Genomic DNA, 23,531 nt, shown 5'->3' with positions numbered 1-23,531 from the left:
GAAAATTAAAGACAAAAGTGTTCACAGGGCGCGGGAAAGGTGTTATAGTTGCTCGTGAATTTGAAGAAGCTTTTATTGCTTCCCTCATAATCTGGGTCATCGACCTATAGGATGAAATGGAGTGTTAAAGGTGAGTAACAAGTTAGAGATTCTTGAAGAGTATCGTGAAGCAACTGATGAATTAGCGAAACTTCAAGACCACTCGGCCAAGACCGAACCGGTTGCGTTTGAGGATAAGATTGATTTGCTTCGTGGTAAGTGTGATCAATTAGATGCGATTCTTGAGGCAATGGATGCAGCCGAAGATTAAACTGGTTTTTGGTTAGCCAATGCAAAAATAAACGTGAAGCGCCCTTGTCCGATATGATCGTACGGACAAGGGCGCTTCACGTTTTATCATGGCGAGATCTTTAATCACTCAGGTGTCATTTTAGAAATGGCCAGACGCTGCTGCTTGTTCAAGCAGTTGGTCAATTAGCAGACGTCCTTGCAACTGGCTTAGCCATTGTTGTGGCAAACTAGAAAGGTTCGTTTGCAAGGCCATTAAGCCGGCTGCAATACTGGTAATCGTGTCACTATCTCCGCCTAGGTTGACTCCGGTCACGATTAATTGAGCTAAGTTCAATGGTTGGACGAGAAGCCAACAAGCGGTAATTAGGGTCGATACGACATAGCCACTAGTATTGAGTTCTGCCGGCAATGAATCGGCAAAAGCAGAAGTGGTTAGATCAGTAAAATATGGTAGCTGATCGTTAAGCTGTGGTGTCTTGTGAACAAGACGCGCCACAGCAGTGACGGCCCGATTAACGGTTGTTACCGTTCTTGGTTGGTGAGTTAATAACTGAGCGGCTAATGAAACGTATATCAAGCAGGCCACAGTTGAGCGAGGGTGACGATGCGTCAACTGCGCTAAGTTAATTACTTGGTCAACCAGTTCGGGGTGGTCAAAAGGGGTTCCTTGGCCCTGATGACTCACATAAAGTGCCACTGGGAGCATCCGCATTAAAGCGCCATTACCATTATTACGCTCATGTGAACTACCTGAATGAAAGAGATCGTTAGTTATCTGATATTGCGTCAAGGCATCCTGCGTGCCGGCACCGATATCAAAAGCAACGCCAGTGGTCGTGAACTTACCATCACTTAACCACGATGCAAAGTTTTGCATCGTGGTTTTGAGTTGGTCCGACATGGTTATCGGCTGACTTAAGGCCGCTAAGGTTGCTAAGGTCAGACTAGTATCGTCGGACCAAGTCCCAGCAATTGTCCCTAAATCGCCGGGCATCATGGTTTGGATCAATGGATCTGATGAGTTGAGACGGTTACCTTGAAATTGGGTGGCCTGACCCAGTGCGTCGGCAATGGCCGTTGCGTAGATACTATCATGTAGATAATTTTGATTTTGCATCTTTAAAATACCTCGATTCAAAGGTTAAGCTGAAAGCTCAATGTTGATCGCTGGGAACAAACCAGAACGGATAACTATCGATGGATAGATAAATGTCATAGAAGCGGTTACCCATTTCTTCGCCATCAACTTGGCCGTTTTCCAATGAGGAGACGGTTAAATGTAATTGCCGGGCTTGATAGGTATGGACGGTTTTAAAACCCAGGTGACGTCCCATCGTCATCATCACAAATAAACCAACAAATTTTAAGAATGACATTTTTTCGGCCACGATCAGTGACAACTGACCGTCTGTGACGCGGGCCTGTGGAAGAATTGCGACACCACCGCCAAAGTAAGGGTGGTTGCTGGTCGTCAATAAAAAGGCGTTCTTAAAAACATCGCGTTGCTCGTTGATGTGAATGGTGACGGGAAAAGCATCTTGCTGACGGACGACTTTTAGTAGTTGAACTAGATAAGCAAAGCTACCCAAGCCGATTTGATTAAGTAAACGCTTATTAGAACTGTGGTTGGCCGCACTAACAACGGCAGCGTCAAAGCCAATACCAACATTGTTCACGAAGTAGCGGTGCTCTTGCTTAATGGTTTCCACATAGTGGCCAATATCTAATTGGCAAGGTTCAGTAGCCTGTAACACTTGGTCCAGAGCTGTTAATGGATCACGCGATAGCCTAGCCCCCCGAGCAAAATCATTACCGGAGCCAGCTGGGATGTAGGCAAGCGGCAACTGAACGGAGTCCTTGTGGGTTTGCAGCCCGTTTAAAACTTGGTTGAGGGTACCATCGCCGCCAATCACAAGAACAATTCGGGGCTGGTGCGTCATTGACTGTTGGTGTTTGGCGTATTGCTCGGCAATTAGTGTGGCATGACCAGGATATTTACTTTCAGCCATTTGATAATGAATATGTAATTCTGCTAAGCGAGACTGAATCGCTTGCCAAATTTGGGTAGCATGTCCACGACCAGCGTGACGGTTTAAAATAATAAAAAAATGGCGATTCATAAATAATCCTCGTAGTTATACAAAATTGTCACGACAAGTATACAGAATGTTCATCTGAAGACGACCCACTTGCTCGCGTTGTTTAGGCTTTCTTAAATTGTCGATCGCCCAATGATGATGATGAAATTAGCACTTGTGCTTTAAGTGGAAAGTGGTACGATAATTTAGAATGATTCTAATGGAAAGCCATGGCCTTTAATTAAGTTTACCGAATTAATGACAAAAAGGAAGCATGTCTATGGAAACTGAAGCACAAAAGCAAACCAAAAATGCAGGTTCATTAGCTCAACGAATTAATATTATGCGAGCCAGTGTCATGGGTGCCAATGATGGGATCCTATCAGTGGCAGGTATCGTTATTGGGGTCGCCAGTGCCACGAACAATTCCCATGCTATTTTTTTGGCGGGTATCGCTGGCATGCTGGCTGGCACCATTTCAATGGCGATGGGCGAGTGGGTCTCGGTTAGCACACAACGGGACTCTGAAAAACGAGCTATTCAACGAGAAACAGTCGCTGTTAATGATCATTTGGGTGTCGAAATTGACCATATTAAAGAAAAATATATGGATCAGGGCATCTCTGAGACTTTAGCCAACCGTGCTGCCCACGAGATGATGACAGGAAATCCACTTGAGACAGGTGTTCGTGAACGGTATGGCTTCGATCCAACGGTTAAGACCAGTGCGATTGGTGCCGCAGTAGCTTCGATGATTTCCTTTCCGACAGGCTCCATTTTACCACTGGTCGCGATCACCTTTTTTCCGGCGCGAATTCGTATTTTAGCAACCGTAATTTCGGTTATTATTGCGTTGTCGATCACCGGATATACGGCTGCCCGGTTAGGCAGTGCTGATCGACAGAAAGCGACGATGCGCAATGTAATTGCCGGGTTACTCACGATGATGGTGACTTATCTGATCGGGATTATGTTTGCTCGATAGGCGAGTTCGTTAGCGGAGTAAAGCGAGCAATAAAGTTTTAAATGACAAAAGGGGCGCATGTTTATGCAAGTATCAACAAAATCCAGTAAGCGAACAAAGCTGACAATGGCTGAACGCTTAAACACATTACGAGCCGGCGTATTAGGCTCTAATGATGGAATTCTCACTGTTGTTGGGGTTCTGTTTTCTGTGGCCGTGGCCACGACAAACCAATTCACCATTTTTATTGCAGGTCTATCGGATTTATTGGCTTGTGCTTTTTCGATGGCTTCTGGGGAGTACGCCTCGGTGAGTTCACAAAAAGACACGGAAAAAGCTGCCGTAGCAAAGGAAGCACAGCTATTAAAAGAACACCCTGAGCAGGCGGCCAAGGTCATTCGTGATTTTTATATTGGGCGTGGCGTATCAGCGGCGACTGCGCAAGAAATCACTGCCGAATTAATGCAAAAAAATGCGTTGGGTACTTTAGTTAGAATTAAATATGATCTTGATTTGGGACATTATATGAATCCGTGGAACGCTGCCTTTTCGTCATTGTTTGCAGCGGCTAGCGGTGGACTGTTTCCGTTGGTAGCGATGACATTTGCGCCAGTCAGTATTCAATGGCCAGTGACGATTGTCGCAGTGACTTTGTCCGTTGCGTTGACGGGGTACCTAAGTGCTAAACTTGGTGATGGATTAGTTCGCACGGCGATTATTCGCAACGTTATCGTCGGAATTGTCACGATGTTCATTCACTATCGAGTCGGCCTCTTACTTTAGCTTTTTGTAACAGGTATGTGGAAACCAAGGGGGTTGAAAACAATGCGGACAACGATTCAGGCTTTTGATAATTTGACAATTTATCAGTTACATATGCTGTATCAAGCTCGCACGGATGTCTTTGTTGTGGAGCAACAATGTGCCTATCCAGAAGTCGACGCAACGGATTTAACGGCCTACCATGTGTTGATTGAAAATGCACAACATGAGTTATGCGCTTATTGCCGACTGTATCCCGGTCAACAAGCGGCGACTTGGCACATCGGTCGCGTGTTAGTCCGGCAACAAAATCACGGCCACGGGTTGGCAAAGCAACTTTTGGACGCCAGTATTGCGTGGCTCAAATCGCAACAACAGGCTAGCCAGATCGAGTTAGATGCCCAAGTTTACCTAGTGCCATTTTATCAACAAATTGGGTTTGAGTCAGTGGGACAGCCCTTTGATGATTATGGGATTGAGCATCAACACATGCGCTTACAATAAGGCTTGACTGTGAAACCGGTGGATTTCCGGGTTCAGAGCTGGTCCATGGCACTCCAGTTGAATGCCTATGAATAATACTGTAAAGGTTTAACTTAGCTGTCGTCTAAGTGACTAACCTACTAAAAGTTGATCTCATCTAATCTAGGCGAAGCCCTTGTCTTTACGAGGACAGGTTGCTATAATATCGGTTATGTAAGGTACTGAAGGAGTAGTTTGATGGTCGTTTTTTTAGCGAGTCGCGTTGATGGGAGGCGACATTACGAGCAAACGAAGCGCGTCAGTGACCGATAATTTAATGATTAATGAGTGGGCGAATTAAAATTCGTCAAAAAGAGTGGTACCGCGGATCGCCGCCTCTTACATCCCTGTAAGAGGCGGCGTTTTTGCTTGGTAAATACCGAAAGGATGGCAGAATGAATAATAAAACAGTAATCGCAACGGCAATCAGTACGGAGCTAGACGGTGCGTTGAGTGTTGAAGAAGTGTTAGACAAATTAGAACAGCCCAAAACGTCTGATTTAGGGGATGTCGCGTTTCCAGCGTTTACCTTGGCGAAAACGATGCACAAAGCGCCTAATTTGATTGCCAGTGACTTGGCCGCCAAAATCGATCAGCGTCCCTTTGAACAGGTTAAGGCCGTTGGCCCTTATGTTAATTTCTTTTTGAAAAAAGGCTCATTTGCTGCCACGACGTTAGCTGAGGTTCTGACCAAGCAAGCCGAATATGGCCAACTGGACTTGGGCCATGGTGGTAATGTGACAATCGACATGTCATCACCCAACATTGCCAAACCAATTTCGATGGGGCATTTGAGATCTACAGTAATTGGAAACGCACTGGCTAATATTTTAGCTAAGACCGGCTATAACCCAATTAAGATCAATCATTTAGGTGATTGGGGTACGCAGTTTGGTAAACTTATTCAAGCCTATAAAATGTGGGGCAGTGAAGCCGAGGTTAAAGCCGATCCAATTAATAAACTGCTTGAATATTACGTTCGTTTCCACCAAGAAGACAAAGCGCATCCAGAATTGGATGATCAAGCGCGTGAATGGTTCCGCAAATTAGAAGCTGGAGACGAAGAAGCCACTCAGTTATGGCAATGGTTCCGTTCTGAATCGCTTAAATCATTCATGAAGATTTATGACGAGCTAGGGATTGGCTTTGATTCCTTTAATGGGGAAGCCTTTTACAATGACAAGATGGATGAAGTCGTTCAGATCTTAGAAGATAAGCAGCTGTTGCACGAGAGTAAAGGTGCTGAGGTCGTTGATTTGACCAAATATGACCTCAACCCAGCATTGATTAAAAAATCAGATGGCGCCACTTTGTATATTACGCGGGATCTCGCGGCGGCAATCTATCGTAAACGTGAGTATGATTTTGTCCAATCCCTGTATGTTGTCGGTGCTGAGCAGATTAATCACTTCAAGCAATTGAAGGCGGTCTTAAGTGAGATGGGCTTTGACTGGGCGGATGAAATTCATCATATTCCGTTTGGTCTGATTACCTTAAATGGTCAGAAACTTTCGACCCGTTCTGGTCGCGTTGTCTTACTGGAAGATGTCTTGCATGATTCAACGCAATTGGCAATGGCCCAAATTGAGGAGAAAAATCCCGACTTAGCCGATAAAGCTGAGGTGGCCCATGAAGTTGGGGTTGGCGCGGTCATTTTCCATGATTTAAAAAATGAACGAATGAACAGCTTTGACTTTAATCTGGAAGAGGTTGTCCGTTTTGAAGGAGATACCGGTCCCTACGTACAATACGCTCGAGCACGAGCTGAGAGTATCTTACGGAAGGCTGACAAGACCGATTTTGATTTGGATGACCTCACTCTCAGTGATCCGGACGCTTGGGATACACTCAAGTCGTTAAGTGAATTCAGTGGTGCGATTGAGCGAGCTGTAACGAGCTACGAACCCTCGATTATTGCCAAATATGCGATTAATTTAGCTCGTGATTTTAACAAATACTACGCGCATACGAAAGTCTTGGTAGCCGATGAAGGGCTAAATGCACGACTTGCGTTAGTGAAGAGTGTCAGCATTGTATTAAAAGAAAGCTTACGTTTGTTAGGCGTTCAATCACCAGATGAAATGTAAAGGTGGTGAGCTGATTGCGAAAACAAGAACGCCAAGCCATAATTTTAAAACTGATTGAACAATTTGAAATTGGCAATCAAGATGAGTTACAGACACGATTAGCCGACGAGGGTGTCTCGGTCACGTTAGCCACATTATCTCGTGATCTAAAAGAATTGCACGTGGTTAAGGAACCAGTTGAAATGGGGCGCGCCATTTATCGAGTTATGAAACCGACGACCACGCCAGATACTCACCATTTTCAGCAACGGTTTAGCGAGGTGGTGGTTGACTTTACCCAAGTTGAATTTATGAACGTGATTAAGACGACCCCGAGTGATGGAAACGCATTGGCAGCACTGATTGACGAATTAGATGAGCTAAAAATCACGGGGACTTTAGCCGGACATGATACGATTCTGGTCATCAGTCCGGATCGGCAATCAGCCACCCAATTACACGAACAGTGGTCTAAACTATTAGTTCAATAAAACGACTAAATTTATGCGCAATTCTTGTTCACTAAAGTGATCCTATCAGCATGCCATGTGTGCGGATAGGATTTTTTAGTCGATTTTAGTTTGCGTTTACTTGTTATGAAAATGGTTGGTTTAAATCTTTCTTAATTCAATCGGTCGTGGGAGTCTGATAAAAATGTTTTAAACCCATGGGCCTGCAGTCGTTGCCGACTCAGGATGTGGTACGATACATTGAATAACTTTTAGACAGAAAGGTTCAAGTCTATGAATCGAAATCAGCATCCAGATTCTAAACGTGCTTGGTACGAATCGGCCATTGTTCAGTGGCTGACTCGCGTTTGGCTGACGATCTGGCGACACATTCGGCAATTTTGGCATCGATTTCAGCTTACACGATGGTTCATTGTCATAATCTTATCGCTCGTTTTTCTATTGAGCGCTTACTTAACGTTTGAAGCGAAGACGGCGAATGTTAAAAATCTGAAGGCAACGCTCTCACAGCCGACTGTGATCTATGATCGCAACGACAAGAAAGCTGGTGAACTCTATTCACAAAAAGGCACCTATGTATCATTGAATAAAATCTCACCAAACATTCAAAATGCGGTGCTTTCAACCGAAGATCGAAATTTCTATCATGAACATGGCTATTCTGTAAAAGGATTAGCTCGAGCAGCGTTCTTGCTGGTTCGTAATAAACTTTTACATCGCGATTATATTAGTGGTGGTGGTTCAACGTTAACGCAACAACTTGTTAAAAATGCCTATTTATCTCAAGAACAAACGTTAACGCGAAAAGCAAAAGAAATCTTTTTATCCATCGAAGTCGAGAATGTCTATTCGAAACAAGATATTTTGGCGATGTATCTGAATAACGCTTATTTTGGACACGGTGTGTGGGGCGTTGAGGATGCCTCAGAACGTTACTTCGGTAAACATGCGACACAATTAACGGTGCCAGAGTCCGCCGTCTTAGCCGGTATGCTAACTTCACCAAGTGGCTACAATCCGGTTGATCAGCCGAAAGCAGCTAAGCAACGGCGGAACGTGGTTTTGGATTTAATGGCGGAAAACAAAAAAATCACGAGTGCTCAGGCGGCTGATTATCAACGAACACCATTAACGACGACGGATAATTACGCGCCTGATAGCTCATATCGTTATCCATACTTTTTTGATGCAGTGATTGATGAAGCAATTGCCAAGTATGGGTTAACCGAAGCGGATATTATGAATCACGGCTACAAGATTTATACGACCTTAGATCAAACACAGCAGACAGTGATGCAGACGCTTTTTAAGAATCCAGCTAACTTTCCCGCTAATATGGCCGACGGTACAATGGTGCAAGCTGCCAGTGTCGCGATGGATCCCAGTAATGGCGGAGTGACAGCTGTTGTCGGCGGCCGAGGTGAGCATGTCTTTCGTGGTTTTAACCGGGCGACGCAATCACAACGCCAGCCAGGGTCCACAATCAAGCCGTTTGCCGTTTATACGCCGGCGATCCAAAATGGCTATTATTATGATTCAGAATTACAGGATAAAAAGCAAGCCTATGGCGCTAATCACTATTCGCCTAGCAATTATGGGGATACTTATCGTGGTGAAGTCCCGATGTATCAGGCGTTGCAGAATAGTTATAACGCACCAGCCGTTTGGTTACTCAACAAGATTGGTTTGCAAAAAGGATTTGATTCAGTGCAACGATTTGGGTTAAATCTTGACACATCAGATGATAATTTGGCGATGGCGCTAGGCGGAATTAAGAAGGGGGTTTCGCCGTTGACAATGGCGCAAGCCTTTACACCGTTTGCTAACGGCGGCAAACTAACGCAAGCCCATTTTATTACGAAAATTGTGGATGCCTCTGGAAAAGTGATTGTTGATAATGATTATAAAAAGCCTAAGCGGATCATCAGCACAAATGTGGCCAACGAAATGACGAGTATGATGCTTGGCACGTTTTCTCATGGTACAGGTGTTTACGCCAAACCGGCTAACTATCAAGTCGCTGGTAAGACCGGGACGACCGAAGCTGACGGGGTCGATGATACGGCCGGTACGACTGATATGTGGGTTGATGGGTATACACCAGATATCGTGATGGTCAACTGGGAAGGGTTCGATCAAACCAATAAGGGAAATCACTTAGATGTTCCAGATGGCTATTCCGTTGCCCGGCTATTCCGGGCCGAAATGACTGATATTTTGCCAAATACGAAGCAGACACCGTTTACGGTCAAGGATGCTAATACTTTGGCCGCAACTGAAAATAATACCGCCTCTGGTAATATCTGGAATGATATTCAAGATGGCGCGAATAAGGTTGGTAAGTCGATTGGTGATGGCGCCGATTCGTTGATCCAGAAAGGGAAGGACCTTTGGAATCAATTTACGAGTCGCTTTGGTCAATAATCGTGATTAACGTAAATACTTCGTTTGACGGGCTTTTGCCAGTTCGATTGGCATGTTAAACTGAACAAGAACTTTAAAACACGTGGTTAATCATAGAGCTTGTGCTAAATGACAACCGCAAGAGGAGAAAAACATGGCGACAGATATTTTAGCGGATGCTAAACAAATGGCGACTGCCTTACAAGAAAGTGCAGAATTTAAAGCGCTGAGTGATGCTTATGAGACGATGAAGCAAAATCAGACGGCGTTTGAAACATTTAAAAAGTTTCAAACGATGCAGATGAATCTCCAACAAAAGCAAATGCAAGGTCAGGATTTGACGGAAGATGAAATGAATCAGGCCCGTGACTTAGCAAGCAGTGTTGGCAATTTTGAAGAAGTTAAGACGTTGATGCAAAAAGAAGAGGCCGTTAATAACCTACTGAACGACTTAAATAATGTCATCACGAAGCCGATTCAAGATCTTTACCGAGACTAATTGAGACGTTAGACAGTCTGGTGATTGCGGATTTTCCGTAGCACTGGGCTGTTTTTTTGATATTGGGCGGTTTCAGTTGGCAGCTGAATGAGTGTTAATGCGAAATGAATTTAAGCGGCGCTTATTTTACCAGAAGGAGTGGGAGCGACTTTGAAGTTTATTCATACGGCGGACTTGCATTTAGATAGTCCTTTCTTAGGCTTATCGCAGTTGCCTGAGTCGTTATGGCAGACGATTTACCAATCGCCAATGGTTGCCTTAACGCGACTAGTTGACGATGCAATTGCGGAAGATATCGAATTTATGCTCATCACGGGTGATATTTATGATCGTGCGGAGCGGTCTATTTCGGCGCAGGCTTTCTTTTTGAAGCAGATGCTGCGCTTACAAGCGGCGGCTATTCCTGTTTATTTAAGTTATGGTAATCATGATTTTTTGGCAGGCAATCAACAATCATTGGCATTACCCCCGAATGTTCATCTATTTGGACCAACAGTGACTGCAAAAACACTAGTGACCAAATCTCAGGTCCGGATCCAAATTAGTGGCTTTTCTTATGCGAACCGGGCTGTTGTAAATGATGTTGTTCCGGATTTTCCCAAACGCGAAAGTAATGTCGACCTAGCCATCGGCATGCTTCATGGATCATTAGCGGGCGATCAAACACACGCAACATATGCGCCCTTTACGGTGAGTGAGTTATTAACTAAACAGTATGATTATTGGGCCCTCGGTCATATCCATCAGCGGCAAATTTTGCATGAGGACCGTCCTTGGATTATTTATCCAGGAAATCTTCAGGGGCGTCAAATTAAAGAAACTGATGCTAAGGGTTATTATCTCGTGAACGTGGATCAAGCGGGTCTAACGCCAATTTTTCGACCTGTGGCCCCGATTGAATGGCATCGGGTATCTGTAACGGCTCAGGCACAAATGAGTACAACGGCGTTAACGGCGGCGATCTTTGAGCAGCTTGCAGCGTTGGACCAACCAGCTGATCACGTTCAGTTTCGACTGATTGGGGTGACCATTGCGAAAGCGGACCGGCTAGCGGCGGATACGGCAGAACGTCTGATGAATGGCAGCCTATTAACGTTGATTCAAGCACAAAGTCAGTTGCACGGAGATCCATCAGGATTGAATGTGGTTGTTCGTCTTGAGCCAATTTTTGCTTCGACGGCGACCAATGTGGGGCAAGAACTGGATCAAACGTTCTGGCAGCTCGCGGCTAAACAGGTCTTTACTGATGAAAACCTAGCGCAGATAGCGGGGCAGCTTTTCAGCGAACCAGAAATTGCTGGGGCGTTATCGCAGATGTCACCAACATTACAAGCCGCTGCGAAGCAGACGATTGAACATACTAGTGAACATACAGATTAAGCAATAGACTTAATTCACCAAGGGAGGGGAAGCGATGCGACTTAAACAGGCGCATATTGATGGCTTTGGCAAGTGGCAAAATCAAGATTTTACGTTCGAAGAGTCGCTGCAGGTCATTTATGGCCTCAACGAGGCGGGAAAAACGACGCTGCAGCACTTTATTTTGGGGGTACTATTTGGCTTCGCCAGTGGCAAACGACCCGCCGAGCAGTATTTACCCAAAAGTGGTGCTGGGTATGGCGGCTTTTTGATTGTGGCAACCGATACGAGTCCAACCATAACTTATAAAATTCAACGAACCGCTGGGAAAAACGGTGGGGATATAGTGGTCACCAATCTCACACTAGGTCAATCGGTGCCGCCTGAAGAATTAAACCGCTTGTTGAGTTCCGTCGATCAGGCCTTTGTTCAACAGACTTTGATGTTTGACTTGGAGGATTTGCGTCAGTTAACGGCAACGAGTGAATCTACCCTAACGTCAATGATTCAACGGGTTGGCGCTGTTGGCAGTCAGCATTGGTTGAATGTGATTGACCAACTGGCTAAACAAAGTGACGAAATCTATAAACCCCGCGGGCGAAAACCGGCTTTAAATCAAGCTTTACAGCATTATCATCAACTGCAACAAGAATTGACGACGGCGACTGCTAAATATCCAGCCTTCATTGAGTTACAAAGTACGATTAGTACAGCAGAACAGCATTTATCTGAACTGACTGAGCGCCAAAAGAAGTTACAAGCGGCTCAGGGGCGTTTACAGACTGCGCAACGGCTATGGCCGAATTACGCACAATATCAACAATTACAAGAGCGGGCAACGACCAAAAGTTTGCAGATTGACGAGCGAGATTATACGGAAGCACTCAGCCTCTATGCTAACCAGCAGCAACTCGCTGGTGCAGCGGCGCAACAGGTTGAATCGATCCAGGCTGATTCAAAGGAACCCACGGAAGAACTCGCGTTTTTTATGACTCATCGCTCAGAATTTGATCAACAAGCGGCAAAGTTTGATCAGGTCAATGCGTGGATTAATGAGCGGCATGCCAAACGTCAGCAGCTGCAAAATATCGAAGCCGAACAACAAGCGCTTGATCAACGAAATCATTTTAGTGACCATAAAATGACGCCTTTTTCTGAGTCAGAACAGACAACGATTCAGCAACAATTGGCCTCATCGTCCTCACTAGCCGCAAATGGCACCGCTGATAGCTGGTTGGTAGGAGCATGGCCGTGGTTAGCAACTGGGATTGGGCTTTTTTTGGTCAGCCTGCTGATCAGTGGTGGTTTTCGCTGGCTATTGATACTGATGGGAATCGCCTTAGTCATCTATGGCTGGAAACGACCGCAAGGGGCCAGCCGTGACCGTAGTTTACAAAAGGATGATATTAATCGGATTGGTCAGCAACATGGCTTTGATCACTTGCCTTTGACACAGTGGTTGGAGGTGCAACGTGATTTAACTCGTTGGCTTTCGTTGTCTTCACAAGGACATGAGCTGACTGAAGCGATCCAACAATTCAACAAGCAAATTACGCATTTTTTTGGTGAGTATGACTTCGCGAATAAGTGGCTGGCATTACGACCACTGAGTGCTAGTGAAGCATTAGCAACCGCTCGACGCGCATATCAGCGGTTGGCGACGCAGGCCGTTAACGAGGAGGCAGTTACGCGGCAGCGCGAACAGGCTGTCACACAGCTGGCAGATATCCAGGCGAAACAGACTCGCGCTGAGCAGTCGCTGGCGACATTATTAAAACGACTCCAAGTACCTGATGTAGCAACTTTAAAACAGGTCTATCAGACACAACTAAGCGATCTTCAAACAGTCGCGCAAGTCGATGCGATTGAAAATCAATTGACACCAGCATTACAGCAACAGTTAGCCGCTTATGACTCACAAGCCATGATTGATCAGCAATTAACGCAAACAAATCAGGCATTGGCAAGTACCCGCACCGACATAGCAGAACAGCAACAGCAGGTTGCCGACTCACGTGCTCAATTTGAGCAAATGGGGCGTGATCAACAAGTGCCAATATTACAACAACAAGTTGCTAACCAGCGTAACGTAGTCGTTTCGTTAGCTGAAAATTGGTTAGTTAATCGGCTTGCCATGCAATGGATTGACCAAACATTGACACAGGCCTCAGCTGATCGATTACCACAAATTGTGGTGCAAGCTAAGCAGTACTTTGCTGACCTGACCTTGAAGCACTATACTGAAATTAAGTTGAGCCGACAGCAGCTCACGGTGCTCGATCGTAATGGTCAGGAATTTGAGTTATTTGAATTATCGCGGGGCACTGTTGAACAATTGTATCTGGCCATCAGATTGGCTTTTGCGGCAATCATGAATGATCATTTGAGATTGCCACTAATGATCGATGATGCGTTTGTTGATTTTGATCAACCTCGACGTCAGGCGACAGCTCAATTACTTGAGCGGCTGGCTCAATCAAATCAAGTTTTGTATTTTACGGCTGATTTGAGCATGGTTCAAAGCTTCAAAACCGGCCAAGTCATTCGATTATCCAGTGATGAGTCAGCAACCTAGATTGAAGGAGTAATGATTATGACAGAAACACAGTTGATGGATTTTAAAGTCGATGAACCTTTTGATTTGTTTTTGTTATTAAAAGGAGCAGATGTGCGAACCGCGAAAAATGGTAAACGGTTTATTCATCTGACATTTGCGGATTCCTCTGGTGAATTGGCCGGTAATTTGTGGGATGCCAGTGAACAAGATATTAAGGCCTTTATTGCCGGTAAAGTTGTGCTTGTTCGTGGTAAAAAGGAACTTTATCAGGGCAATCCCCAAATAAAAGTTCTAAACTTGCGGCTTGCCAACGATGGCGAACCCAATGATCCTGCCCAATTCGTCGCTCACGGGCCAATGACGACGGCTGAAATGGAAGAAGAAATTTCGCAAATCATTTTTGAGATTACGAATCCGGAGTGGAATCGGGTGGTTCGAGCTGTTTTGCAGCGTCACGCAGAGCGTTTTTATCAATTTCCTGCGGCAAAAAAGAATCACCATGCATTTGCCGGTGGATTGGCGTTTCACACGATTTCAATTGTTCGGTTAGCTAAAACAGTCGCAGATTTACATCCCAATATCAATCGCTCGCTTCTCTATGCCGGGGCTTTGTTGCATGATTTAGGCAAGACTGTGGAATTATCAGGACCAATTGCAACTTCTTACACATTGGCCGGAAATTTAATCGGCCATATCGTATTAGTGGATGAGGAGATTGTTAGTGTTTGTGCAGAATTACATTTTGACCCTGAGTCAGAAGAAATGTTGTTACTTCGTCACATGATTTTGGCGCATCACGGGTTACTAGAATATGGGTCACCGGTTCGCCCCCGCGTCCTAGAGGCAGAGGTTTTACATGATTTGGATGAAATGGATGCTTCCATTCAAATGATGAGTAGTGCTGTTGAACAAACAGCGCCTGGTGAATTTTCTGAACGAATTTTTGGTTTAGATGGTCGGTCGTTTTATCGGCCCGAATCTGGGGAGCAAAACTAACTGCCATCCGTAACTAAACAAACACGCGCGCTTTACTAGTCAGACTAGCAAGGCGCGCGTGTTTGTTTAGTTATTTATTTTGTTTTATTATCGATCAGCTAGTTAGCCGAAGAGGTAGAAGTCGAGGTGTATTGTGACAGAACGTCTTTCAAGTCCTTGTCTTTGATCGAGACATTACCATTCTTTAATTCTTTAGCAATGACTGATTGAAGAACCGTCCCGCCATTTGAGGTATCCATATCTTGATCCCAAATTTGTTCTTTTAGATCCTGTTTATGGTCGGTCCACTTACCCTTAGCTGGTTTGTTGAGCATTTTGATGACGTAGTAGCTCTTTTCACCAGTAGAAGAATTCGTGTCTGTGACCGGTTCCTTCGTGTATTCACCGTTATTTAGCTTGAAAGCAGCTTTTTTGATGGAATCATCAACCGAAGTTGTAGCGTTATCAAAGGTTGGCACTTTACCACCCTTGTTTTTAGTTGACGAGTCAGTGGAGTATTTTTTAGCCGCATCGGCAAAACTAGTGCCATTGTTTAAGTCGTCAATGGCAGATTGAGCTTTAGCTTTGGAAGAAGTGACAATGACTGCTGTGGAAACTTTAGGTTCCCAGTCTTTAAATTGCTTCTTTAAGTCAGCATTCGTAATCTTGACGTCGTTTTTAACCGCTTCTTTCAGCAATAAGTTCATCCGCAAGGTGTCCTTTAAATCAGAAGTGGTCATCCCTTGTTGTTGAAGCATGCTACTAAAACTTGATCCATACTGTTTTTTAACGGTATTGAACTGCTTGGTGACTTTTTTATCAGAGACCTTGTCGCCATATTTTTTCTCCAACACTTTTTTAATAATCATTTGTTGAAGCACTTGCTTACCTTGGCTAGTGGTCTTCATACTTGAGTAGTATTGGTCTTGGGTGATCTTACCACCACTAGTTGTCGCAACTGTTTTATTACCACAAGCTGCCAGCGTGAGGGCCATTAATAATGCAGCCGGAATCAGTAACCATTTTTTCATAAACTATTTTCACATCCATTTTCCAAATTATTTGTCACAAGTAAATCGCATCCAAGAAACATCCTACCATAAATCGTGAGCAGTTGAGCCAACTTGGCTCCTCTTAAAGGAAAATTTGTTTTGACTTAAGTCATTTTTAAGCCAGTTTTTTGGCTTACTTTGAAATTCGGTGGTTCAATTCGTCCAGATCGTGATTGAGCTGGTCGATATTTTTTTGAAGTGCTTCAGTGCGACTGTCTATTTTAAATTGAAAACGGTCCACGGATCGTTGGATATCGTCGATTGTGCTTTGGGCTTTGTCAGCGGTGGCGGATAAATTAGCAGCGCTGCGGCGTAAGTTTGTCAAAGCTTGGGCGAACGTCTGAAAGCTTTGAATTAGCTCGCGAATAGGCGCAAAGATTTTTTTAAACATAATTACGCCTCCAAATGGTCGATAATATGTTGTTGAATCTGTTGATAAGCGGCGTCATCATATTGACTGCTGTTGTCTTTAAAAATCATTTTGAAATCATCGTGATCGCTATATCGAGGGACTAAGTGAAAATGGGAGTGGAACACTGACTGGTAGGCGACTTCGCCATTGTTGTTGACAATGTTCATCGCAATAATAGCAGGGTTAGAATCACGCACTGCCCGGGCAATTTTGGGAATTCTAGCAAAGACTCGCTGAGCTAGGTCTTCGTCGTAAGCAAAAATATCAGGGACATGGGTTTTAGGAATGACTAAAGTATGTCCGGGAGTGCCCTGTGAGATATCAAGGAAAGCTTTAACCTCATCGTCTTCATAGACTGTATAGCTGGGAATTTCATCTTTGATTATTTTACAAAAAATACAGTTGTCATCTAGCATTACACACGCCTCGCTTTATGAATTTCCTCCATTATACACACACCCAGTCCGCCAACAACAACCTGTCAGCTTACAGTAGGAAGATTATGCTATAATCGTACCATTATTCTAGACAGTGGAGGCAGCACATGGGTATTGAAGTGGATCATCTAGTGGGCGGGTATTCGCAGGTGCCCGTGTTAAAGGACGTCAGTTTTCAAGTCAACGACGGTGAAGTAGTCGGCTTGATCGGGCTAAATGGCGCCGGCAAGTCAACCACCATTAATCACATTATTGGCTTATTGACGCCGCAAAATGGCCGAGTTGTTGTTGGTGGGACGACACTAAGTGAAGATCCAATCCAGTACAAGCAACAGATCGCCTATATTCCAGAATTGCCAGTCTTGTATGACGAACTGACGTTGTCAGAAACATTATCATTAACGATGATGGCCTATGGATTAGAACAAGAAGTAACGTGGCAGCGTGCCCATCGTTTACTGAAAATGTTTCGCTTAGATAATAAGTTAGATTGGTTTCCAGCTAATTTTTCCAAAGGGATGAAACAAAAGGTGATGATTGTTAACGCCTTTATGACCAATGCCAAGGTCTACATCATTGATGAACCCTTTCTTGGCTTGGATCCGGTGGCCGTTCATGACTTATTGACGTTAATCGAAGCAGCCAAAAAGAATGGGGCAGCAATTTTGATGTCGACACATGTCCTGGCCAATGCTGAAAAATATTGTGATCGGTTCATTTTGCTCCACCAAGGGCAAATCAAAGTCGCTGGAACCCTCGCTCAATTACAAGCGGCCTTTCCTCAAGCTGGTAATTCTTTAGATGATATCTATCTTTCACTGGCTGATGGTGAACGAAATGAATGATTTAACGAACCTATTTTCGACACGCTTATCCCGGCATGCCGGACAAATATTGAAATATTTACGGCTCGTCTTTACGGACCACTTTGTGATTGCACTGTTTTTTTTCTTTGGTGCGCTTGGATTTGCCTATCAAAATGAATTAAAACAGTTGGCTGGTGGTGTGTGGTGGGGACCGTTAGTGACGGTCGTTATCTTAACGTTAGCCATTCAGGTTGGGCGACTGGCAACACTGATTGAGCCAGCAGACATTGCGTTTTTAATGCCAGCCGAAGCTGTTTTACATAATTACCTGCGTTCGGCACGCAATTATAGTCTGCTCATGGGTAGTTTAATTCAGGTTGCGGTTGGTGTCGTTTTGTTGCCATTTATGGGGCAGGCCGATCGACTATCCTTACCAGCAGCTGCGATTGTTATCTTAACAGCCTTGATAACGAAAGCGGCATGGATGAATCTTGCCTTGAATCAAACCGTTCAGCAGACCCGCTTAACGCCGCTTAACCTGCAGCTTGTCAATTGGTTATTGCCATTGGTAATCTTTGCCAGTGGGTTATGGATTCATCCTGTCATTGGGCTCATGCTTAGTATTATCGGGTTTGGCATGGTGACTTTTAGGCGCACCCAGCAGTGGCAGCGTGGTCAGTTGGCATGGACGACGTTAGTTCGTGATGAAGCAGGTCGCATGATGGGCTTATATCGCTTCTTTAATTTGTTCACCGATGTACCGCAAGTTGCCGCTAAAATTCGCCGTCGACGCTATCTCGATCCACTGTGGCGTTGGGTTAATCGGCGTCGAGCAGATCCATATTTATATTTATTTACCCGTGGTTTAGGCCGCGACAGTGATACGTTTGGCCTAATCACGCGACTGACAGTGATCGGTTTGTTGGCATTGATTTTTATTCATCAACAGTGGGCCAGCTTATTGGTCATGGTTTTGCTCGTTTACTTGATTGGTTTTCAATTATTACCATTCTATCGTCAATATGAGCGTAATGTCTTTACCCACCTGTATCCAATTACTAAGTCACGGCAGCTACAGGCGTTCCAAAGGGTTTTGACTGTAGTATTAACAATCGTCGGGTGCGTATTTGTGATCACAGATGTACTGGCTAATTGGTCATGGATCCGTCTGCTGATTGACACGGGCACGATGGTTCTTGAAGTTGGCTTGTTCATCGGTTGGTACAGCCAGTTTAGATTGAAAAAAATGTAGATAAAGATGAGGAGAATGTATGCGAGTCAGAAATAAACCTTGGGCGGACGATTTAATCGCCGAAAATCCGCAAGCGATCGTTTTAAATCCGGAGCATCATCGGGGCCAATGGCAAGCACGTTTTAAATCTGTACAACCGTTACATGTTGAAATTGGTACCGGAAAAGGACAATTTTTGATTGGAATGGCCGTTGCGCATCCAGAACTTAATTTTGTTGGGATTGAATTACAAAAATCGGTATTGGCTGCAGCACTCAAGCAATCGTTGCCAGCTAAATTGCCCAATTTGCAATGGGTATTGGCGGATGGTCAAGGTGTTAACCAATTCTTTGAACCCCAGGAAGTGGCCCAACTGTATCTTAATTTTTCCGATCCATGGCCAAAGACCCGCCACGAAAAGCGGCGCTTAACGTATAAAACGTTTTTACAAAGTTATGCTCAGGTGTTGGGGGCCGGGGGTCAACTGCAGTTTAAAACGGACAATCGCCATTTGTTTGAGTATTCAATCATGAGCATGACGAACTTTGGTTTGAACCTAACAGAATTGTCCCTTGATTTACATGCCGATGTAGCGGCCAGTCAAGGTGAATTGGAGAACATTGAAACTGAGTATGAACAAAAATTTGCGGCCAAGGGACAACCCATTTACCGACTAGTCGCGCAATTCCCGAAAAATGAAAATTAAGTAGGCGATTGCCAGATAGATAGCCATGATTTCAAATGGTTTAGTGGTTTTTCAGTGCTTGAGCAAAAGTAAAATTGAATTTGGGTTGCCATAGCGCAACAACAGTACGTGAAACATAAGTCAAGTGATATTGGCTTACAAGAGCAGTTCGCTTGTAATGCCCGTGACTTGAGGTCTTATGCTTCGCGTTTTTTGATTTGGTATAGAAATAGTCGATAGAAATCGACAGACTGTTGCAATCAGTGGTGACAAGCAGTATAAAAAGTGACAACATTGAATGATTAGTGAACTTTATTAAAAACATGAAGTGTGACTGCTGTGGTGAAGTGAGTCCAATCATGCCGACAATGATTTGGTGGGTGGTTTAAATGAAACGATTATGGACTTTTTTTCACGCCAAAAGTGCTGAAATAGCAATATCACTGCGTCAGCGACCCTTAACAAAGGTGGCACGTGATGCGTTAACCATCCTATTTCCGTTTGTATTACTGGATGTTTGGCTCAGCTGGTTAACCGAAGCTTGGTTTAATCCAGATGGCTATTACTACCAAGTCTTTCATTTTCAGGTGGCTGGTAAATGGTTAATCATGGCTGGCGACTCGCTATCTGATTTAGTGATTATGTTAAATGTCGTGATTAGTTTGTGTGCTGCTTTTTTAATCGCTTATTATTACGCTGACTATTACCATCAAGATAAAATGACGACCGGTTTGGCCAGTGTTACTGCTTATTTAATCTTGAATTATGATTTTCACAGTTCCGATAATTTATTTTTATTCGATAATTTTGGCCTGCGTGGTTTGTTTTTAGCCTTTGTGACTGGCGTTATAGTCGGCTTAATTTTTAGAATTCCATTTACACAAAAATTTCATAGTTATCAATCGGTTACTGAGGATGATCGCATTTTTTCGCGGTCACAACGGATGATTTTTCCATTGGGTTTGACCGTTCTATTATTTGTGATCGTCAGTTGGTTAATTAGTCTGCTGACCGTTCGCGGTCCACTGGGCTTATTAAACGAAGGGATTGCGTCGATTACTGTCGGCCGAGCGACCACGCGGGTCATTCCCGTGATTCTGTCAGCCATCATTAGTAACCTACTCATGTTTATTGGGTTAGCGAGTCCGATTGCTCAACCGCGCTTAGCTAGCTTCACGACGTATGCCGGGGCAAATTATCAATTTGCACTGGCTCATCACACATCCTTTGGTGCGCCTTTTCCGATCACGCTGCACACGCTGTACGATATTTATGGAAATATTAGTGGTGTTGGGGGCATGGCCGCGCTGATGATCGCTATTATTATGGTCGGTGGGGTTCATCGAGAACGGCGAGTCGCTTACCGTGGTTTATTGCCAACCTTCTCGAATATGTCTGGTATCGGCTTAGTTGGCTTGCCCATGATTTTAAACGCGCTGTATTTGGTACCAATGGTTCTTGTGCCAGCCTTTAACATGGCAATCGGTGCTTGTTTAATTAAGCTGCGATTATTACCCCCAGCCGTGTATCGAATTCCGTGGACGACGCCTGGCATCCTGCAAGGGTTTGCAGGAACGGGTGGTGATTGGGCCTCATTAGCCGTTAGCATCGGGTTATTTTTGATCGATGTATTATTATTTATCCCGTTTGTCAGAAATACTAACCGATTACAAATTTTGCTGATCGAACGGGAGCATCACCGGACGCAGAAAGTGAGGTCCACTAATGCCCAATAAGTTAAAACGATGGTTCGTGGTGGGGATTTTCTGTATTTTTGTCATTGCGGTTGGTGCGTTAACGGTTCCTTGGGTTAAACACTCGGTGACCAAACCGCGAACAATTCGTCAGTCAAGAATGTCACCGGTGATCTTTATTCCCGGTTCTTCTGCCGGTCAAAATCGCTTCGATGATTTATTTAAAACAATCAACTTGGGTCAAGGATTACCAGCTAATACTACCGGTGGCCGAACGCCAATTCAGCATAGTGTGGTCAAGGTCACGGTCAAAACCGATGATCGTTTGCAAGTCTCTGGGACGGTTCGGGCAGGTGACAATGCGCCATTTTTTGTCGTGGCATTTGAAAACAATCACGATGGCTATGCTAATATCCAAAAACAGGCCCGTTGGTTCAATATTGCCTTCAACTATTTGGCCAAGACCTACAATTTCAACAACTTTTCCGGATTTGGTCACTCAAATGGTGGGTTGATCTATACGTTATTTTTAGAAAATTATTTTAACCAATCAAAATATCGCATGCATGAGCTGATGATGCTCGGATCGCCATTTAACCTAGAGGGTAAGGACCAGAATCGCCGCGTCCCAATGCTAACTAACATGGTGGATAACCGAAATAAATTGCCGAAATCACTGAATGTGTATCTGATTGCTGGGACGGAAAACTATACGAATGATGGGATTGTGCCTGTTCAAAGTGTGTATGCCGGTAAATATGTGTACCAAGATCAAGTGGCACACTTCACCGAGTTGACAGTTACTGGTAGTGATGCCGAACATTCTGATTTGCCGCAAAACAAGCAGATCGTTTCGTTAATGTCGCAGAACTTATTACAGTTTCAAACGCGAGATCGACAGCGGGCTCGAAATAGTACGATTAATCAAAAAGGGAACCGCAACAATCCTAGTTCGACAAGCTCAAGTACCACTAAATAACATGATAAAAACCCCGCTAAGTCACGGCGGGGTTGACGATCCTAATTTAATTAATTAATCGCGGGTGCAATTTTCCAAACATCAACAACTTTGCCAGTCCGACTGTCTGCTAAAAAAGCGTAAATAACCGTGGAATCGGCAACTTGTTGAATGATGCCACCACTGTATACTTCAACAGAGGAGGTGCTGTCGATTTTACGAGTCAACGGGTGATGCTCAATCCAAGCGCCACTCAAAGGACCTGATTTACGGAAAGATGTCTTAACGTCCGTTAAAATACGTTCAGGTCGCTTTAAATGAGCTTTCTGAATCGCCGCGCCGATCGAGACGCCGGTGGCAATGCCTAAACTGGCAAAAAATAGAATTTTTTCGATGGGCTGATAGGTGCTCAAAATAGGCCTCCTCAAAATTTTCATCCAATAAATTTAGTCTAGTGTACACTTTTTTGGCGGAGATTAAAATTCGTCAAGGAGCCAAAGTACTCGTACAACTGTGAAAGCCTTGCTAACGATGGTTGACCCGTTAAGTCGCAGGCGATACACTTAAACAATGACAATTACAGGAGGTAGAACATGTTAATCACTAGCATGAACCAGACGTCGATGCCAGGCGTGCTGGTGGCGATTTTGGCACCTGATCATGATCAGCAACGGGTCGATGTGGCTAATCAGATTGCCCGTGTTTATGATCCCTTAACTGATCAGACGCTGGGTTACAATTTTCTGCAAGTTCAAAAAATTGATCCGGAAATTAGTGGTAACGGCGCGCTTGAACTGAGTCAGACACAAGTTGCGCATTTAAATGCTGCCTTAAGCGAAGCGGGATTTAAGCCAGAACTAATCTTAGACACGACGCCTAAGTTTGTCGTCGGGTATGTTGAAAAGACTGAGCCGCACCCAGACTCGGATCATTTACTGGTGACGCAGACACGTGTCGACCATGACCAAATTTTACAAATTGTCAGTGGCTCGCCGAATATGCGTGAACATATTTTTGTCGTGGTCGCAAAAGTCGGCGCGTTGATGCCGAGTGGTCAGATTATTTGGCCTGGTGAATTGCGAGGGGTTCCTTCCGATGGTATGATTACCAGTGGTCGGGAGCTCCACTTGATGAACGCTCCGCAAAAAAAAGGCGCGTTGATTCTATCACCGGATTTTGCTCCCGTGGGGACACCGTTTTCCTTTGAACAAGGCAACAAGCTTTTCAGTTAAACGGGTTCGCAATTAAGAGTAGAGATGAGTTAAGCTACCAAAGCTTAACCTGTGGGGAGGCGCAGGCCTCCTTTTTTC

23 protein-coding genes are annotated in these 23,531 nt (G+C 44.5%); 17 read left to right on the top strand and 6 right to left on the bottom strand.

What is annotated here, in order from left to right:
- Positions 1-130: 130 nt before the first annotated feature.
- Entirely contained in the window at positions 131-310 is a 180-nt protein-coding gene (locus AC27FN_RS02405) for a hypothetical protein (protein WP_487166431.1), read from the top strand.
- Between the two features lie 120 nt (positions 311-430).
- Here AC27FN_RS02405 and AC27FN_RS02400 read toward each other — a convergent pair whose 3' ends face one another.
- On the bottom strand, positions 431-1,408 hold the full coding sequence (locus tag AC27FN_RS02400; RefSeq protein ID WP_487166430.1) for an ADP-ribosylglycohydrolase family protein: 978 nt from the start codon (positions 1,406-1,408) through the stop codon (positions 431-433).
- A gap of 37 nt (positions 1,409-1,445) precedes the next feature.
- Positions 1,446-2,411: a diacylglycerol/lipid kinase family protein gene (locus AC27FN_RS02395; RefSeq protein ID WP_487166429.1), complete on the bottom strand. Its 966-nt coding sequence runs from the start codon at positions 2,409-2,411 to the stop codon at positions 1,446-1,448.
- Positions 2,412-2,649: 238 nt separating this feature from the next.
- Between AC27FN_RS02395 and AC27FN_RS02390 the strand changes: the two genes are divergently transcribed.
- From AC27FN_RS02390 to AC27FN_RS02345, 10 genes are all read left to right on the top strand, one after another.
- Positions 2,650-3,354 carry a VIT1/CCC1 transporter family protein gene (locus AC27FN_RS02390; RefSeq protein WP_487166428.1) on the top strand — a complete coding sequence of 235 codons (705 nt, stop codon included), beginning with the start codon at positions 2,650-2,652 and terminating at the stop codon, positions 3,352-3,354.
- A 63-nt stretch (positions 3,355-3,417) separates the two neighbouring features.
- A complete protein-coding gene (locus AC27FN_RS02385; RefSeq protein WP_487166427.1) occupies positions 3,418-4,116 on the top strand; it encodes a VIT1/CCC1 transporter family protein in 699 nt (232 codons plus the stop codon).
- Positions 4,117-4,158: 42 nt separating this feature from the next.
- Complete coding sequence (locus AC27FN_RS02380) at positions 4,159-4,599, top strand: GNAT family N-acetyltransferase (RefSeq protein ID WP_487166426.1); 441 nt, start codon at positions 4,159-4,161, stop codon at positions 4,597-4,599.
- Between the two features lie 413 nt (positions 4,600-5,012).
- Positions 5,013-6,704, top strand: a complete 1,692-nt coding sequence (gene argS / locus AC27FN_RS02375) for an arginine--tRNA ligase (protein ID WP_487166425.1) — start codon at positions 5,013-5,015, stop codon at positions 6,702-6,704.
- 14 nt (positions 6,705-6,718) lie between these two features.
- Positions 6,719-7,174, top strand: a complete 456-nt coding sequence (locus tag AC27FN_RS02370; RefSeq protein ID WP_487166424.1) for an arginine repressor — start codon at positions 6,719-6,721, stop codon at positions 7,172-7,174.
- 252 nt (positions 7,175-7,426) lie between these two features.
- Positions 7,427-9,577, top strand: a complete 2,151-nt coding sequence (locus AC27FN_RS02365) for a PBP1A family penicillin-binding protein (protein WP_487166423.1) — start codon at positions 7,427-7,429, stop codon at positions 9,575-9,577.
- 133 nt (positions 9,578-9,710) lie between these two features.
- A complete protein-coding gene (locus AC27FN_RS02360; RefSeq protein WP_487166422.1) occupies positions 9,711-10,055 on the top strand; it encodes a YlbF family regulator in 345 nt (114 codons plus the stop codon).
- Between the two features lie 150 nt (positions 10,056-10,205).
- Positions 10,206-11,435 carry a metallophosphoesterase family protein gene (locus AC27FN_RS02355; protein WP_487166421.1) on the top strand — a complete coding sequence of 410 codons (1,230 nt, stop codon included), beginning with the start codon at positions 10,206-10,208 and terminating at the stop codon, positions 11,433-11,435.
- Positions 11,436-11,469: 34 nt separating this feature from the next.
- Positions 11,470-13,989, top strand: coding sequence for an ATP-binding protein (locus tag AC27FN_RS02350; protein WP_487166420.1), 2,520 nt, complete (start codon positions 11,470-11,472; stop codon positions 13,987-13,989).
- 18 nt (positions 13,990-14,007) lie between these two features.
- The gene (locus AC27FN_RS02345) at positions 14,008-14,967 is read left to right on the top strand and encodes a 3'-5' exoribonuclease YhaM family protein (protein ID WP_487166419.1); all 960 of its coding nucleotides are present in this window, start codon (positions 14,008-14,010) and stop codon (positions 14,965-14,967) included.
- Between the two features lie 98 nt (positions 14,968-15,065).
- Here the strand turns inward: AC27FN_RS02345 and AC27FN_RS02340 are convergent, their stop codons facing one another.
- The 3 genes from AC27FN_RS02340 to AC27FN_RS02330 all read right to left on the bottom strand — a co-directional run bounded on the left by AC27FN_RS02340 (position 15,066) and on the right by AC27FN_RS02330 (position 16,826).
- Complete coding sequence (locus AC27FN_RS02340) at positions 15,066-15,977, bottom strand: peptidylprolyl isomerase (protein WP_487166418.1); 912 nt, start codon at positions 15,975-15,977, stop codon at positions 15,066-15,068.
- Between the two features lie 154 nt (positions 15,978-16,131).
- Positions 16,132-16,389 (bottom strand): hypothetical protein, encoded by a 258-nt coding sequence (locus AC27FN_RS02335; RefSeq protein WP_487166417.1) that lies wholly within the window; start codon positions 16,387-16,389, stop codon positions 16,132-16,134.
- A gap of 2 nt (positions 16,390-16,391) precedes the next feature.
- Entirely contained in the window at positions 16,392-16,826 is a 435-nt protein-coding gene (locus tag AC27FN_RS02330; RefSeq protein WP_487166416.1) for an HIT family protein, read from the bottom strand.
- 128 nt (positions 16,827-16,954) lie between these two features.
- Between AC27FN_RS02330 and AC27FN_RS02325 the strand changes: the two genes are divergently transcribed.
- The 5 genes from AC27FN_RS02325 (at position 16,955) to AC27FN_RS02305 (ending at position 22,242) form a co-directional block, all read left to right on the top strand.
- On the top strand, positions 16,955-17,692 hold the full coding sequence (locus tag AC27FN_RS02325) for an ABC transporter ATP-binding protein (RefSeq protein WP_487166415.1): 738 nt from the start codon (positions 16,955-16,957) through the stop codon (positions 17,690-17,692).
- Positions 17,685-18,905, top strand: coding sequence for an ABC transporter permease (locus AC27FN_RS02320; RefSeq protein ID WP_487166414.1), 1,221 nt, complete (start codon positions 17,685-17,687; stop codon positions 18,903-18,905). Before AC27FN_RS02325 ends, AC27FN_RS02320 begins: the two co-directional genes overlap by 8 nt.
- A 19-nt stretch (positions 18,906-18,924) precedes the next feature.
- Complete coding sequence (trmB, locus tag AC27FN_RS02315; RefSeq protein WP_487166413.1) at positions 18,925-19,590, top strand: tRNA (guanosine(46)-N7)-methyltransferase TrmB; 666 nt, start codon at positions 18,925-18,927, stop codon at positions 19,588-19,590.
- A gap of 368 nt (positions 19,591-19,958) precedes the next feature.
- Complete coding sequence (locus AC27FN_RS02310) at positions 19,959-21,305, top strand: hypothetical protein (protein WP_487166412.1); 1,347 nt, start codon at positions 19,959-19,961, stop codon at positions 21,303-21,305.
- Entirely contained in the window at positions 21,295-22,242 is a 948-nt protein-coding gene (locus tag AC27FN_RS02305) for an alpha/beta hydrolase (RefSeq protein ID WP_487166411.1), read from the top strand. Before AC27FN_RS02310 ends, AC27FN_RS02305 begins: the two co-directional genes overlap by 11 nt.
- 50 nt (positions 22,243-22,292) lie before the next feature.
- On the opposite strand, the gene AC27FN_RS02300 is transcribed toward AC27FN_RS02305, so the two are convergent.
- Positions 22,293-22,634 carry a hypothetical protein gene (locus tag AC27FN_RS02300; protein ID WP_487166410.1) on the bottom strand — a complete coding sequence of 114 codons (342 nt, stop codon included), beginning with the start codon at positions 22,632-22,634 and terminating at the stop codon, positions 22,293-22,295.
- A 180-nt stretch (positions 22,635-22,814) separates the two neighbouring features.
- On the opposite strand from AC27FN_RS02300, the gene ytpR reads away from it, so the two are divergent.
- Complete coding sequence (gene ytpR, locus AC27FN_RS02295; RefSeq protein ID WP_487166409.1) at positions 22,815-23,453, top strand: YtpR family tRNA-binding protein; 639 nt, start codon at positions 22,815-22,817, stop codon at positions 23,451-23,453.
- Positions 23,454-23,531: the final 78 nt, after the last annotated feature.

It is taken from the genome of Furfurilactobacillus sp. W61-4 (assembly GCF_057545565.1).
The sequence above is the reverse complement of the archived record's forward strand: the minus strand, read 5'-3'. Positions and strand labels throughout refer to the sequence as shown.